This is a genomic window from Pseudooceanicola sp. NS-SX9, from assembly GCF_057380705.1.
Genome location: NZ_CM170818.1, coordinates 2705254 through 2719751, shown reverse-complemented (window position 1 = coordinate 2719751; position 14498 = coordinate 2705254). Strand labels below are relative to the sequence as shown.

The 14498-nt window shown below is 66.0% G+C and carries 16 protein-coding genes and 1 tRNA gene; 11 read left to right on the top strand and 6 right to left on the bottom strand.

All coding sequences use genetic code 11. The annotated features are described in order from the left end of the window. Positions 1-145: 145 nt before the first annotated feature. Positions 146-1303, bottom strand: a complete 1158-nt coding sequence (carA, locus tag AC2ITM_RS12895; protein WP_486467038.1) for a glutamine-hydrolyzing carbamoyl-phosphate synthase small subunit — start codon at positions 1301-1303, stop codon at positions 146-148. A gap of 231 nt (positions 1304-1534) precedes the next feature. Between carA and AC2ITM_RS12890 the strand changes: the two genes are divergently transcribed. Beyond that, complete coding sequence (locus tag AC2ITM_RS12890) at positions 1535-1996, top strand: GatB/YqeY domain-containing protein (RefSeq protein WP_486467037.1); 462 nt, start codon at positions 1535-1537, stop codon at positions 1994-1996. 46 nt (positions 1997-2042) lie between these two features. On the opposite strand, the gene AC2ITM_RS12885 is transcribed toward AC2ITM_RS12890, so the two are convergent. From AC2ITM_RS12885 to AC2ITM_RS12875, 3 genes are all read right to left on the bottom strand, one after another. After that, positions 2043-2522 carry a DUF2244 domain-containing protein gene (locus AC2ITM_RS12885; protein WP_486467036.1) on the bottom strand — a complete coding sequence of 160 codons (480 nt, stop codon included), beginning with the start codon at positions 2520-2522 and terminating at the stop codon, positions 2043-2045. A 139-nt stretch (positions 2523-2661) separates the two neighbouring features. Next, positions 2662-4332: a cytochrome c oxidase subunit I gene (gene ctaD, locus AC2ITM_RS12880; RefSeq protein ID WP_486467035.1), complete on the bottom strand. Its 1671-nt coding sequence runs from the start codon at positions 4330-4332 to the stop codon at positions 2662-2664. Positions 4333-4518: 186 nt separating this feature from the next. Next, positions 4519-4989 carry a c-type cytochrome gene (locus AC2ITM_RS12875; protein ID WP_486467034.1) on the bottom strand — a complete coding sequence of 157 codons (471 nt, stop codon included), beginning with the start codon at positions 4987-4989 and terminating at the stop codon, positions 4519-4521. Between the two features lie 266 nt (positions 4990-5255). Here AC2ITM_RS12875 and AC2ITM_RS12870 point away from each other — a divergent pair, with 266 nt between their 5' ends. Beyond that, positions 5256-5897, top strand: a complete 642-nt coding sequence (locus AC2ITM_RS12870; protein ID WP_486467033.1) for a TetR/AcrR family transcriptional regulator — start codon at positions 5256-5258, stop codon at positions 5895-5897. On the opposite strand, the gene lipB is transcribed toward AC2ITM_RS12870, so the two are convergent. After that, positions 5849-6526, bottom strand: a complete 678-nt coding sequence (gene lipB, locus AC2ITM_RS12865) for a lipoyl(octanoyl) transferase LipB (RefSeq protein ID WP_486467032.1) — start codon at positions 6524-6526, stop codon at positions 5849-5851. The genes AC2ITM_RS12870 and lipB overlap by 49 nt on opposite strands. 228 nt (positions 6527-6754) lie before the next feature. Between lipB and AC2ITM_RS12860 the strand changes: the two genes are divergently transcribed. The 3 genes from AC2ITM_RS12860 to AC2ITM_RS12850 all read left to right on the top strand — a co-directional run bounded on the left by AC2ITM_RS12860 (position 6755) and on the right by AC2ITM_RS12850 (position 9259). Next, positions 6755-6841 (top strand) — tRNA-Leu (locus AC2ITM_RS12860). 295 nt (positions 6842-7136) lie between these two features. Next, complete coding sequence (locus tag AC2ITM_RS12855; protein WP_486467031.1) at positions 7137-8330, top strand: MFS transporter; 1194 nt, start codon at positions 7137-7139, stop codon at positions 8328-8330. Between the two features lie 71 nt (positions 8331-8401). Continuing rightward, entirely contained in the window at positions 8402-9259 is an 858-nt protein-coding gene (locus tag AC2ITM_RS12850) for an acyl-CoA thioesterase (RefSeq protein WP_486467030.1), read from the top strand. 142 nt (positions 9260-9401) lie between these two features. On the opposite strand, the gene AC2ITM_RS12845 is transcribed toward AC2ITM_RS12850, so the two are convergent. Then, positions 9402-10082 (bottom strand): DUF1045 domain-containing protein, encoded by a 681-nt coding sequence (locus tag AC2ITM_RS12845; RefSeq protein ID WP_486467029.1) that lies wholly within the window; start codon positions 10080-10082, stop codon positions 9402-9404. A gap of 260 nt (positions 10083-10342) precedes the next feature. Here AC2ITM_RS12845 and AC2ITM_RS12840 point away from each other — a divergent pair, with 260 nt between their 5' ends. The 6 genes from AC2ITM_RS12840 (at position 10343) to AC2ITM_RS12815 (ending at position 14288) form a co-directional block, all read left to right on the top strand. After that, complete coding sequence (locus AC2ITM_RS12840) at positions 10343-10975, top strand: ATP-dependent Clp protease proteolytic subunit (RefSeq protein WP_486467028.1); 633 nt, start codon at positions 10343-10345, stop codon at positions 10973-10975. A gap of 151 nt (positions 10976-11126) precedes the next feature. After that, positions 11127-12392, top strand: coding sequence for an ATP-dependent Clp protease ATP-binding subunit ClpX (gene clpX / locus AC2ITM_RS12835; protein WP_486467027.1), 1266 nt, complete (start codon positions 11127-11129; stop codon positions 12390-12392). Between the two features lie 72 nt (positions 12393-12464). Next, entirely contained in the window at positions 12465-12821 is a 357-nt protein-coding gene (locus AC2ITM_RS12830) for a RidA family protein (RefSeq protein ID WP_486467026.1), read from the top strand. A gap of 108 nt (positions 12822-12929) precedes the next feature. Then, positions 12930-13313, top strand: a complete 384-nt coding sequence (locus AC2ITM_RS12825; RefSeq protein WP_486467025.1) for an NADH:ubiquinone oxidoreductase subunit NDUFA12 — start codon at positions 12930-12932, stop codon at positions 13311-13313. A 34-nt stretch (positions 13314-13347) separates the two neighbouring features. Beyond that, the gene (mlaD, locus tag AC2ITM_RS12820; RefSeq protein WP_486467024.1) at positions 13348-13824 is read left to right on the top strand and encodes an outer membrane lipid asymmetry maintenance protein MlaD; all 477 of its coding nucleotides are present in this window, start codon (positions 13348-13350) and stop codon (positions 13822-13824) included. Then, on the top strand, positions 13821-14288 hold the full coding sequence (locus AC2ITM_RS12815) for a DUF2155 domain-containing protein (protein WP_486467023.1): 468 nt from the start codon (positions 13821-13823) through the stop codon (positions 14286-14288). Before mlaD ends, AC2ITM_RS12815 begins: the two co-directional genes overlap by 4 nt. The last annotated feature ends 210 nt before the right edge of the window (positions 14289-14498 follow it).

Below are 14498 nucleotides of genomic sequence, written 5' to 3'. Positions count from 1 at the left end.
GCAGGTCATCAGTGGCAGTGCTTGGTTAATTCGCTTTTAATGATTGATTAATAAGGCATTAAAGCACGGGTGCGTAACGCAGCCCCGCAAACGCGAACGGCCCGCCGGGGATGGCGGGCCGTTGCGTGTTTCCCTGGGGAATGGCTCAGGAGACCTTTTCCATCGAGGCAGCGAAGCGCTCGAACAGGTAGAAGCTGTCCTGCGGGCCGGGGCTCGCCTCGGGGTGGTGCTGCACCGAGAAGACGGGCCGGTCGGTCATGCGGATGCCGCAGTTCGAGCCGTCGAACAGGCTGACATGGGTTTCGATCACGCCGGCGGGCAGGGTCTGGCTGTCGACGGCGAACCCGTGGTTCATCGAGGTGATCTCGACCTTGCCGGTCTCGATGTCCTTCACCGGGTGGTTGGCGCCGTGGTGGCCGTGGTTCATCTTGACGGTCTTGGCGCCAAGCGCCAGCGCCAGCATCTGGTGGCCAAGGCAGATGCCGAAGATCGGCAGGTCGGTCTGCTCCAGCACGCCGCGGATCATCGGCACGGCATATTCACCGGTCGCGGCCGGGTCGCCCGGGCCGTTCGACAGGAAGACGCCGTCGGGATTATGCGCCAGCACGTCCTCAAGCGTTGCGGTGGCGGGCAGCACGGTCACGTCGCAGCCGGCCGAGGCCAGGCAGCGCAGGATGTTGCGCTTGGCGCCGTAATCGACGGCCACGACCTTGTGACGGGCACCGGTCTGCCGGGCATAGCCTTCCGGCCAGGCCCACCGCATCTCGTCCCAGTGGTAGGACTGGGCGCAGGTGACATCCTTGGCCAGGTCCAGGCCCACCAGGCCCTTGAAGCCGCGTGCCCGCGCGACCAGGGCCTCGACGTCGAACTTGCCTTCGGGATCATGGGCCAGGGCGGCATGGGGGGCGCCGCGGGCCCGGATGGCCCGGGTCAGGCGGCGGGTGTCGATGCCGCCGATGGCGATGCGCCCGCGCGCGGCCAGCCAGGGGCCCAGCTCTTCCGCGGCGCGCCAGTTGGAGGGCGCGGTCGGATCCCATTTCACCACCATGCCGGCGGCGACGGGATCGAGCGTCTCGTCATCCTCGGCATTGACGCCGACGTTGCCGATATGGGGGAAGGTGAAGGTGACGATCTGGCCGGCATAGGAGGGATCGGTCATGATCTCCTGATAGCCGGTCATTGCGGTGTTGAAGCACAGCTCGGCTTCGGTGACGCCGGTGGCGCCGAACCCCTTGCCGTAGAAGATCGTGCCATCGGCCAGGGCGAGGCAGGCGGTCGGTTTCTGTCCTTGGGAAAGGGGCATGGTGGCGACTCTCTGGTGTGGGCAAATTGGCGCATACCTATTTCCCGGGGCCGGAAGGGTCAAGGCCTGCGGGGACAGGGCGGGGCTGCAGGGCCGCGGGCTTGCGCCCGGACCCGTCCGGATGTAGACCGCCCCCTTTCGATACGGGGGTGCCGGACACCGGAACGCTTGTTGCTGATGCAGCATTCGGATATGGTCGGCACCTGCAATCAACTCGAGGATAGAGGCGAGATGCAACTCAGGGACCAGGTCAACGCCGCGATCAAGCAGGCGATGAAGGACCGTGCCAGCAACAGGCTCTGCACCCTGCGGCTGATCAATGCCGCCATCAAGGACCGCGACATTGCTGCCAGGGGGGAAGGCAATGACGATGGCGTCGGTGATGACGAGGTCCTCGCGATCCTCGGCAAGATGACCAAGCAGCGCCAGGAAAGTGCCCGCGCCTACGAAGAGGGTGGCCGGATCGACCTGGCCGAGCAGGAACTGGGCGAGATCAAGGTGATCGAGGAATTCCTGCCCCGCCAGCTGAGCGAGGCCGAGATCCAGGCCGCCATCGAAGAGGCCATCGCCTCCACCGGTGCCGCCTCGATCCGCGACATGGGCAAGATCATGGCGCATCTGAAGACGAAATACACCGGCCAGATGGACTTCGGTGCCGCCGGCGCCCGGGTGAAAAAGCGTTTCGCCGCCTGAGCTTGCCGAAACAGACACACCCCCGCACCGCAAGGTCGGGGGGTTTTCATGGCCGCCTTGCCCGCGACAGCGCCTCGGCCAGATCCGCGTGCAGGGCCCGGCGCTCCGGCTCGCTCAGGAAGGCGCCGATCTCGACCTGGCGGCCATTGCCGCGCAGCGTCAGATAGGCGGGCACCGGCCCGCCCTGCTCGTGGCACTCCAGCACCACCCAGTGCGGCGCACAGTCCCAGCCCGCCCGTGCGGATCCTGGGCCGCGGCGCTCCAGGACGCAGATACGGGAGGAGATGATCAGCACCTCGCGGATCTGCCGGTCCCGGTCTGACCGCCTCAGCCCCGCCCATAGGCCGCCGCCGGCCAGCAGCAGGAAGGGCAGGATCACCCACAGCGCCCAGGTTCCCAGCACCTCGGCCAGCGCCAGCCCGGCCAGGGCGCAGAACAGCCCGATCACGGCGGCGAATCCCCGCGCCGTCAGCGCGCGATGCGGCCACAGCTCCACCCGTCCCGGCCCCGTCCAGCGATAGGGCACTGCCGCCTCCCTTTCATCTTTCCCCAAATATGCCCGCCGGAGGCGCCGCCCCGGCTTTCATCTTTCCCCAAATACGGGCTGCTCCGGGTGCCAAAAGCACGAAGGGCGCCCCGCAAGGCGCCCCCCTTATGCCACGCGCTCAGTGCGCTCTGGCGTGATCCCAGTCCTCGGGCTTGGGCAGTTCCTCGAAGGTATGTTCCGGGGGCGGGCAGGGCAGGGTCCATTCCAGCGTGTCCGCATATTCGTTCCAGTAGTTGTTCTGCGTCACCTTCGCGCCCCTGAACAGCGACCAGAACACGATGCCGAAGAAGAACACGAAGCTGGCGAAGCTGATGAAGGCGCCGATCGACGACCAGAAGTTCCACAGCGCAAAGCCTTCCGGGTAGTCGATATAGCGCCTGGGCATCCCCTGCCGCCCCAGGAAGTGCTGCGGGAAGAAGGTCAGGTTGGCGCCGATGAACATCATCCAGAAATGCAGCTTGCCCGCCCATTCCGGGTAATGCCGCCCGGTCATCTTGCCGAACCAGAAGTAGATCCCCGCGAAGATCGCAAAGACCGCCCCCAGCGACATCACGTAATGGAAATGCGCCACCACGTAATAGGTGTCGTGATAGGCCCGATCGACGGCGGCCTGGCTCAGCACCACGCCGGTCACCCCGCCCACGGTGAACAGGAACAGGAACCCGAAGGCCCAGAGCATCGGCGTCTTGAACTCGATCGAGCCCTGCCACATCGTTGCGATCCAGCTGAAGACCTTCACGCCGGTGGGCACCGCGATGACCATGGTGGCCAGCATGAAATAGCTCTGCTGCGTCAGCGACAGGCCGACGGTGTACATGTGATGCGCCCAGACCACGAAGCCCAGCACGCCGATAGCGATGATCGCCAGCACCATCGGCAGGTAGCCGAAGATCGGCTTCCTGGAGAACGTCGCGATGACGTGGCTGATGATCCCGAAGCCCGGCAGGATGATGATGTAGACCTCCGGATGGCCGAAGAACCACAGGATGTGCTGATAAAGGATCGGATCCCCTCCGCCCGCCGGCTGGAAGAAGGTGGTGCCAAAGTTGCGGTCCGTCAGCAGCATGGTGATGGCGCCCGCCAGAACCGGCAGCGACAGCAGGATCAGCCATGCGGTGACGAAGACCGACCAGGCGAACAGCGGCACCTTGAACAGCGTCATGCCGGGCGCGCGCATGTTCAGGAAGGTGGTGATGATGTTGATCGCCCCCAGGATCGAGGACGCCCCCGAGACGTGCACCGCGAAGATCGCCAGATCCATCGCATGCCCCGCCTCCGAGGTCGACAGCGGCGGGTACAGCACCCAGCCCACCCCCGCCCCGGTCTGTCCGTTGCCGCCCGGCGCCAGGAAAGAGGCGATGCCAAGGGCGCAGCCCGTCACGTACAGCCAGTAGGACAGGTTGTTCAGCCGCGGAAACGCCATGTCCGGCGCGCCGATCTGCAGCGGCATGAAGTAGTTGCCGAAGCCGCCGAACAGCGCGGGGATGACCACGAAGAACATCATCAGCACGCCGTGGTAGGTGATCATCACGTTCCACAGATGGCCGTTCGGCGTGCATTCCGCCGACGAGGGCCAGAACCGTGCGCCCTCAAGGCACATGAACTGGACGCCGGGCGTCATCAGTTCCATTCGCATGTAGACCGTGAACAGCACCGAGATCAGCCCGACGACCGCCGCGGTGATCAGGTAGAGGATGCCGATATCCTTGTGGTTGGTGGACATGAACCAGCGGGTGAAAAACCCACGGTTGTCCCCATGGCCGGGCTCGTGAACGATCGCGTCCGCCATCTGCGCCTCCTGATGGACCGGCGTCACTGACCTTCAGAGGCCCGTGACCGCCTGTGAATAAAGGATTCTTAGAAGAGCTGCCCGGTTCGGGCAACACATCCTTTCGATCCCCGCACGATTATTTTCCACGGGTTCCGGCCGCGCCCGCCGGATCTGGCCCGGCTTTTCGCGGATGCGGCATTCGTCTTATGGTTGTTTTTCAGGCGTCTGCTGCGCTGCGGCGTCGCCCGTGGCCGGGTCCTGGAACTGTGCCAGATAGGCGGCCAGGTCGGCCTGGTCGCGGGTCTGCCGCCAGGTCATCTTGACCTGCGCCGACCGTCCCAGCTGCGCCGAGACGAACTTGCGCGGGTCGGTCATGTAGTCCTGGATGTTGTCGGTGTTCCAGATCAGGCCCTTCTTGCCGGCCTCGACCAGATCGGCGCCGTAGCGGAAATCATCCCGCGATCCCGCCTGCCGTCCGATCACCCCGAAAAGGTCCGGGCCGGTGCGTCCGCCATGCACGATCGTTTCCGTAGGTGAAACGATGCTGTGGCAGGCGCGGCAGCTGTTGAACAGCTTGGCACCCTTGGCCGGATCGCCCAGCGGGCTGCCCGCAACGGCAGGGCCGGTCAGCGCCAGCGCGGCCAGCACGGCAAGGGCAGGAGAGAAACGGGTCATCGGCGGCTCCTTCTGGGGCGGATGGCCCCTGCGATAGAGGATTCGTCCCCTGAACCGAAGCGGCACGGGGAAGGCGATTTGTCGCATCGCGTCTTTGTGAAGCACGCCGGCGCCACCTGCTGGGCGATCTGCCGCCGCTGTGCACCCGCCGCTTGCGAGCAGCGGAATCGCAAAGCTATACCACGGGGGGTAACGGTGACTTCGGGGGAACGAGTGATGTGGAACTGTAGCGTTTCTGGCGGCCATCCCAGGCGCGGGGGCCGCGCATGAGCCGCGCCGCCGCACCGCAGCCGCCCCGCCAGACCACCGCCGCCCCCCGTCAGGAAAGCCCGCGCCGCCAGCGCATCCTGGATGCGGCGCGCAGGCTCTATCTGGTGCATGGCATCCGGCGCACCTCGGTCGAGGACATCGCCCGCGCCGCCGGCATCGCCAAGGGATCGGTCTATCTGGAGTTCACGTCCAAGGAAGAGATCTTTGCGACGCTCGCCTCGGGGATGACCCGGGACTTCCTGGAAACCGCCCGCGAGGCGCTGACCTCGGAGGAAGAGCTGGGCCATGCGCTGTCGGCCTATCTGCACCATGCGGTGGGCGAGCCCTGGCGGGTGCTGTTTTCCTCGCCCCATGCGCAGGAACTGGTCTATCTGCCGCCCGTGGTCGAGGCTGGCACCATCGCCGCCTACGAGGCCGCGATCTGGGAAGATGTCGAGGCGGTGCTGCATATTGCCGGGCTGCCGGCGGCGGCGACCCAGATGATCGCCGCGGCGCATGGCTGCACCCATGTGGCGGGGCAGGGGCCGGGGGAATACCGGCGCCTGCTGTCGGCGATGATCCATACCCTGTTGGCGGGGCTGTCGGATCCTCAGGCCGTGGCGGTGGTCGAAGAGAAGACCTCCGAGAAGGTCTGCTGAAGCGCCACGTCCAGATCCTCCATCGTCACCGGCAGGCCCAGGTCGACCAGGCTGGTGACGCCATGGCCGGTGATGCCGCAGGGCACGATGCCGCTGAAATGCTCAAGCTCGGGTTCCACGTTGATGGAAATGCCGTGGAAGCTGACCCATTTGCGCAGCCGGATGCCGATGGCGGCGATCTTGTCCTCGTGCATCTGGCCATCGGGCAGCCTGGCCTTTTCCGGGCGCGGCACCCAGACGCCGACGCGCCCCTCGCGGATCTGCCCCGAGATGCCAAAGCTGTTCAGCGTGCGGATCACCCAGGTTTCCAGCGCCTCGACGAAGGCGCGGATGTCGCGGCCGCGGGTGTTGAGGTCCAGCATCACATAGACCACCCGCTGGCCGGGGCCGTGATAGGTGTACTGACCGCCGCGGCGCGCCTCGAAGACGGGAAAGCGCTCGGGGTCCTTCAGGTCCTCGATTTTCGCCGAGGTCCCGGCGGTATAAAGCGGCGGATGTTCCAGCAGCCAGATCGCCTCGGGGGCCTCGCCTGCGGCAATGGCGGCAACGCGGGCCTCCATGAAGGCCAGGGCCTCTTCGTAGCCCACCTGGCCGGGGCTGATGATCCATTCGACGGGTTCGGTGCTCATGTCTGGTCTCCGCTGCGGGATTCTCTGGGCGCAGGGATTAGTCCCCTGCCGGGCAAAAGGCCATGGGGCAGGCCAGGGTGGCGGGCTGCGCGGCCGCTGCGGGCCGGCGAAGCCCTTGAAACAAGGGGTCTTTGCCTGTGGATAAGAAAAGTGGCGGGGGTCGTGATTTTCCCCTTGGCTTCGCCGTGGGGCCTAGGTATACGGCGCCTCACATCTACCTGATCACGTGCGGTCGTGGCGGAATTGGTAGACGCGCAGCGTTGAGGTCGCTGTGGGGTAACACCCGTGAAGGTTCGAGTCCTTTCGACCGCACCATCAGATGATGGAAAAGTGGCCCCTCCGGCAGGAGGGGCCTTTTGCTTTTTCCGACGATCCGGTTGCGGCTGCCAACGTTTTCAGCTTTGCAACCCCTGCGTGTCTTCGTTGCGGCGGTTTCACGCGATGCAAACCCGTCTTGGCGTTCCGTGGGGCTTGAGCCCAGGGCGTACATGGCATTTCCTTCGGGCAGCGGGCCTTCCTCCCTCTCTGCCCGACTCAACCATAGACAGTTTACCGGCTGCTGCCGGGCCGGCCGGCCCAGTGGCAGTCGCTGCGTGTACCGGAGTGACACATGAGCGATGATGCGAAAGCCGCGCGCCGCGGCCTCGTGATGCTGGCCCTTGCCCTCGGAGGGTTCGCCATCGGGGTGGCGGAATTCGCGACGATGTCGATCCTGCCCTATTTTGCCCGCGACTACGGCGTGAACGAGGCCACTGCCGGCCATGCGATCAGCGCCTATGCCTTTGGCGTCTGTGTCGGGGCGCCGCTGCTGGCGCTGCTGGGCGCGCGGGTGTCGCGCCGCACCCTGCTGGTGGCGCTGATGGCCTTCTATGCGGTCGCCAATGGCCTGTCGGCCTTTGCCCCGGGCTGGAACAGCTTCGTGGCGACCCGGTTCCTGGCCGGCCTGCCGCATGGCGCCTATTTCGGCGTGGCCGGCCTGATGGCGGCCTCGCTGGTCGAGCGCGGCAAGCGTGCCCAGGCGGTCAGCCGGGTGATGATGGGCCTGACGGTGGCGACCATCCTGGGCGTGCCGCTGGCCAATATCTTCGGCGCCCGTCTGGGCTGGGAATGGAGCTTTGCCCTGGTCGTGGTGCTGGCGGCGGGCTGTGCGCTGACCGTGCGCGCCTTTGCCCCGGCCCTGCCGGCCCCGGCAGATGCCAGCCCGATGCGCGAGATCTCGACCCTGGCGTCGCGGCAGATCTGGCTGACCCTGCTGATCGGAGCGATCGGCACCGGCGGCATGTTCTGCGTCTACACCTATATCGCCTCGATCGTGATGCTGCATTTCCACGCCCCCGAAACCGTCGTGCCGGTGATGCTGATGATCTTCGGCATCGGCATGACCTTCGGCCAGGCGGTCTGCGGCTGGGGCGCGGACAAGTCGCTGATGGGCGCGGCCGGCGTGACGCTGGCGGCGGGGGCGGTGCTGCTGGTGGGCTTCTGGTACGCCACCGCCAGCCTGAACCTGTGGCTGGTCGGCGTCGTGCTGTTCCTGATCGGGCTGACGGGCGGTCTGTCGACCATCCTGCAGACCCGGCTGATGGATCTGGCGGGCGATGCCCCGACGCTGTCGGCGGCGCTGAACCACAGCGCCTTCAACGTGGCCAATGCCCTGGGGCCGATCCTGGGCGGGCTGGCGCTGACGATGGGGGCCGACTGGCCGACCATCGGGCTGGTGGGGGCGTCGCTGTCGGTCGCGGGCCTGGTGGTCTGGGGCGTCACGCTGCTGGATGCCGCCCCCCGCAGCCGCCGCGCCTTCGGCTGACAAACCCGCAGGCCCCCTTGCATTCCGGGCCGCAGGCGCGATCCTGCGGCCCGATCTTGCCCGGAGGCCCCATGCGCAGCGATATCCTTCTTCCCATTCTCGACGTTGAACAGATCGAGCAGGACTATTTCCGTGGCATCGCGACGCCCGGCGGACAGGGTCGCAGCTTTGGCGGTCAGGTGGTGGCGCAGGCGCTGGCCGCAGCCGGGCGCACGGTCAAGGCCGACCGCAGCTGCCATTCCCTGCACGCCTATTTCATGCGCCCGGGCGATGCCACGGCGCCGGTCCTCTATCAGGTGCACCGCGACATGGAGGGGCGCAGCTTTGCCACCCGCCGCGTCGTGGCAATCCAGGCCGGGCGGCCGATCCTGACGCTGTCGGCCTCTTTCGCGCAGGAGGCCGGGGGGCTGTCGCACCAGGATCCGATGCCCGCGGGCGTCACGCCCCCCGAGGATCTGGAAAGCGACTATGACCTGGCCCTGCGCCGCGGCGACGCGCTGACGCCCACCGCCCGCGCCTTCTATGAGCGCAACCGCCCCATCGAAGTCCGCCCCGCCACCGAGACCCCGCCGTTTCGCCCCGGCCCCGTCGAGGGCGAGATCCACCGCTGGATGCGTGCCCGCCAGCCGCTGGGCGACGATCCGGGGCTGCACCGGGCGGCGCTGGCCTATGCCTCGGATCTGGGGTTGCTGATCTCGTCGCTGTGGCGGCACGGACGGGATCTGTTCGACGAGGGCAACCGCACCGCCTCGCTGGATCACGCGATCTGGTTCCACGAGGATTTCCGGATGGATGACTGGCTGCTTTACAGTCTGCGCAGCCCCTGGACCGGCCATGCGCGCGGCCTGTGCGAGGGGCGCGTCTTCACCCGTGACGGCCGCCTGGTGGCCAGTGTCCGGCAAGAGGCGCTGCTGCGCGTGGCCCTGTGATCCCATGCAAAAAGGCGGCCTCTTCAAGATGAAGAGTGCCGCCTAAGCTGCTGAAAATCAATTTGTGGTGTCTCTATCGCAGGTGTTCGTGACAGGCCAGTGACAGGGCGCCGCAGCCAGCAGGATTTTGCTGGCCGACCGGTTATCGGTTCAGGGGCATGCGTTCAATTAACCGAAAACGGCCGTCCTGTGTTTCCCCGCACAGGCACAGATCCGCGATCCGCAGCGCGCCCGCTGTGAGCGGCGCCAGCCGCGAGCGCAGGACGGATTCGGCGGCCTCGGCGCCGGCTTCGGACAACCGCCCCGTCAGCGTCATGTGAAAGCGGAACTCCTCCAGCACGTAGGGATAACCCCAGCGGGTCAGCAGCGCGTCCTGGCGGGGCGTCAGGCGGGTGGCGCGGCGGCGGGCCAGCTCGGCCTCGGTCGGGGCGGCGCGGAACGCATCCAGGCCCTGCACCACAGCCGCCGCGCAGGCCCCGAGCGCCGCAGTGTCGCCCTGCGGGGTCAGCGCCAGGAAACGCCCCAGCCGATGCAGCGCCAGCCCCGCCAGGGTCACCGGTTCCAGCCGTGCGCAAAGCGCAACGGCGGCTTCGCGCAGTGCCTGCGGGTCCTGGCCGGGGGGCAGCCGGAAGGGCGGCTTGATTGTGGCGTGAAAGCCGTAGCGGCGCGGCGTCTGGGTGATCGCGGGCAGGTCCAGGCCGGTTTCGGGCTGGGGCACGGCGCGGCCCGCCTGGATGTCCCACCCCAGCCAGGCGGCGCCGAAATCGGCAAGATCGCCCGGTTCGGGCAGGTAATAGATCGCGTAACGGGCGTAATCGGTCATCGGGCTCTCCGCGGCATTTGGTATCTTTTAGCCCCAGCGTGATGACAGGGGAATGATGCGTGCCAGCCTGCGAAACCGGCCACGGGGCCTCACGTTCACGTGGCCTGCGGGACCCTGCGCCGCCGTATCCGCAGGGGCACCCGTTAACCGGGTGGGTCGCAAATTATCCGCCCGCCCTTGCAGCGGGGCAGGGCCACAACTAAGACTCTGTTAGGGTTCGATCGCTAGGGGTCGAAAAGAACATCGAAGGCAGGGGCGGAATGCACGATCCGGTAGACTTTTACATGAATAACCTGGTTCCCATGGTCGTCGAACAGACGAGCCGCGGGGAACGCGCCTACGACATCTTCTCTCGGCTGCTGAAGGAGCGGATCATCTTCCTCTCCGGGCCGGTGCACGACGGCATGTCCAGCCTGATCGTCGCCCAGCTGCTGCACCTGGAGGCAGAGAACCCGTCGAAGGAAATTTCGATGTACATCAACAGCCCGGGCGGTGTCGTGACCTCCGGCCTGTCGATCTACGACACCATGCAGTACATCAAGCCCAAGGTCTCGACGCTGGTCGTGGGCCAGGCGGCCTCGATGGGCTCGCTGCTGCTGGCGGGCGGTGCCGCAGGCATGCGCTTCTCGCTGCCGAACTCGGAAGTCATGGTGCACCAACCCTCGGGTGGCTATCAGGGCCAGGCGACGGATATCCTGATCCACGCCCGCCACACCGAGAAGCTGAAAGAGCGCCTCAACAAGATCTACGTCAAGCATACCGGCCAGGACTACCAGACGGTGGTCGATGCGCTGGAGCGTGACAATTTCATGTCCGCGCAGGAAGCCAAGGACTGGGGTCTCATCGACGAAATCGTCGAGAGCCGTGAAGCCCTCTCTGGCGGCGCTGCGTAAATCGTCCAGCCCTCTTCCGTGACGGCGGGAGAGGGCAAAAGGACAACTCAGGTGTTGTCCGCCCGCGGGTGCTGTCCTACTCTTGTTACAGAGGATGGCGTGGGGTCCGAGGTGCGCAAGCAGAGCCCTGCGGGGCGAAAGGTAAATAGAAATGGCGACGAATTCCGGCGGTGACAGCAAGAACACGCTCTACTGCAGCTTCTGCGGCAAGAGCCAGCACGAGGTTCGCAAGCTGATTGCGGGACCGACCGTATTCATCTGCGACGAATGCGTCGAGCTCTGCATGGACATCATCCGCGAGGAAACGAAGTCCACCGGGCTCAAGTCCACGGATGGCGTTCCGACGCCGAAGGACATCTGCGGCGTGCTGGACGATTACGTGATCGGGCAGATGCGCGCAAAGCGGGTCCTGTCGGTTGCGGTCCACAACCACTACAAGCGCCTCAACAACTCGGCCAAGGGCGGCGACATCGAGCTGGCAAAGTCCAACATCCTGCTGATCGGCCCGACCGGCTGCGGCAAGACGCTGCTGGCCCAGACGCTGGCACGCATCCTGGATGTGCCCTTCACCATGGCCGATGCGACCACGCTGACCGAAGCAGGCTATGTCGGTGAGGATGTCGAGAACATCATCCTGAAGCTTCTGCAGGCCTCGGAATACAATGTCGAGAAGGCGCAGCGCGGCATCGTCTACATCGACGAGGTCGACAAGATCACCCGCAAGTCCGAAAACCCCTCGATCACGCGGGACGTTTCGGGCGAGGGCGTGCAGCAGGCGCTGCTGAAGCTGATGGAAGGCACCGTGGCCTCTGTGCCGCCGCAGGGCGGACGCAAGCATCCGCAGCAGGAATTCCTGCAGGTGGACACCACGAACATCCTGTTCATCTGCGGCGGCGCCTTTGCGGGCCTCGACAAGATCATCGCGCAGCGTGGCAAGGGCAGCGCCATGGGCTTTGGTGCCGATGTGCGTGACAATGACAACCGTGGCGTCGGCGAGATCTTCAAGGACCTCGAACCCGAGGATCTGCTGAAGTTCGGCCTGATCCCGGAATTCGTCGGCCGTCTGCCGGTTCTGGCGACGCTGGAAGACCTGGACGAGGACGCGCTGGTCACCATCCTGACCCAGCCCAAGAACGCACTGGTCAAGCAGTACCAGCGCCTGTTCGAACTGGAAGGCGTGGACCTGACCTTCACCGATGACGCGCTGAGCGCGATCGCCAAGAAGGCCATCCAGCGCAAGACCGGCGCACGTGGCCTGCGGTCGATCCTGGAAGACATCCTGCTGGACACGATGTTCGAACTGCCGGGCATGGAAGGCGTCAACGAGGTGGTGGTGAACGAAGAGGCCGTGACCTCTCCGGCGGCACCGCTGCTGATCTACGCCGATGCCAAGAAGGGCGAAGTGACCGCGGGCTGAGGCCCAGGCGGTTGCGGAAATAACGGAAGGCGGGGCAGCGGTGCCCCGCCTTTTTCTTTGGATGAGGACAGAATGAGCATCACGCGGATTTCATCGGGCGGCCCCTACGAAGCCCGGATCGGGTACTGCCGGGCCGTCGTGGCCGGCGGCTTCGTGCATGTGGCAGGCACGGTCGGGCAGGGCGACACGGTGATGGAACAGTGCCGCGCGGCGCTGGCCGTGATCGGCGAGGCGCTGGAACGTGCCGGATCGGGCCTGGACCGGGTGGTGCGGGTCACCTACTACCTGCCCGACCGCCATGAATTCGAGGCCTGCTGGCCGGTCCTGCAGGCCGCCTTCGGCGAGAATCCCCCCGCCGCGACCATGCTGGAATGCGGCCTGATCGATCCGAAATACCGCATCGAGATCGAGGTCACCGCCCTTGCCTGAGCGGCTTTCCCCGCAGGCGCCGGGGAAGGCACGGTGGCGTGTCATGCAGGCTCTGGACCTCTGCCGCCCCATTCGTCATAACGGAGCCGATCAACAGAGGAGTTGCTCATGGCCATTCTGAACAGTTTCCTGAAAGCCGTGACCTGGTGGAACGGCTCGACCGTGGGCACCGCGATGTACACCCGCCGCAAGGGCCAGAAGGTCGGCGAGGACAGCCAGGGCAACGTCTTCTACCAGCTGGCGGACGGCTCGCGCCGCTGGGTCATCTACAACGGCGAGGTCGAGGCCAGCCGCATCGACCCCGACTGGCATGGCTGGCTGCATCACACCTATGATGAACCGCCGACCGCGCAGCCGCTCAAGCACAAGGCCTGGGAAAAGCCGCACCTGGAGAACCTGACCGGTTCGCCCCTGGCCTATGCCCCTGCCGGTTCGCTGCGTCAGGCCGAACCGAAGCCGCGCCAGGATTACGAGGCCTGGAGCCCCGAATAACCCCTTCCTCCCGACTGTCCGGAATATTCCTCCCATGTCCTCCTACAAGACCACCGAAGTCGTCGTCGGCGCAGGCGTGCTGGCCGTGGCCGCGGCCTTCCTGTTCTACATCAGCCAGGTGGCGGGTGTCGGCGGCGGGCCCTCGGGCTATCACCTTCATGCCTCCTTCCGATCGGTCGAGGGGGTCAAGCTGGGCACTGACGTGCGCATGGCCGGCGTCAAGGTCGGCACCGTTACGGGCATCACCTTCGATCCCAAGACCTTCCGCGCCGACACCGATTTCACCGTCCAGACCGGCATCGAGATCCCCGATGATAGCCAGATCGTGATTTCCTCGGAGGGGCTTCTGGGGGGAAATTACGTCGAGATCCTGCCTGGCGGCTCGCCGATGAACCTGGAACCGGGGGATGAGGTCACCGATACGCAGGGCGCAACCAGCCTGATCAACCTGCTGCTGAAGTTCGTCGCGGGCGGTGGCAGCAAGGACGACGACTCCTCGGAGAGCAAATGACACGACTGAACGGCCTTGCCCTGGCTGTGGTGGCCTGCCTTGCGGCGGGCGCATCCCAGGCCCAGACCATCGCACAGGATCAGGTGAGCGAAGGGACCGGCGCGATGCTGCGGGGTCTCGACAAGATCGACGCCACCACCCAGGACTTCACCCTGAAGATGGGCGAGACTGTCAGCTACGGCAGCCTGAAGGTTACCCTCAAGGATTGCCGCTACCCGGTGGGCAACCCGGCGGGGGATGCCTATGCCTATCTGAACATCACCGAACCCGGCAAGGCCAAGAGCGAGCTGTTCGATGGCTGGATGATTGCCTCCAGCCCGGCGCTGAACGCGCTGGACCATTTCCGCTACGATGTCTGGGTGCTGCGTTGCACCGTGCCCGCCGGCGCCGAACAGCCCGCGCCCAAGCCCGACTTTACCGAGGGCAAGAACCCGGTGCCGGACGCCGATATTCCGAACGACTGAGTATTCCGAACGAGTGAGACAGGCGGGGCCTTGGGGCCCCGTTTCCATTTTCCGGCGGGGGCGGCGGCTCGGGCCGGGGCGGTAGGCCCAGGTTGCGCAGCCGCCGAAGCGCTGCCCCAGGTCGTCGCCGCGCCCCTTTCTGCCAGTCCCGATGGATCCCGGCCTGCGGATCTGCCCCTTGGCGCCGCCGAAAAATAGCTTGCAGAGGCC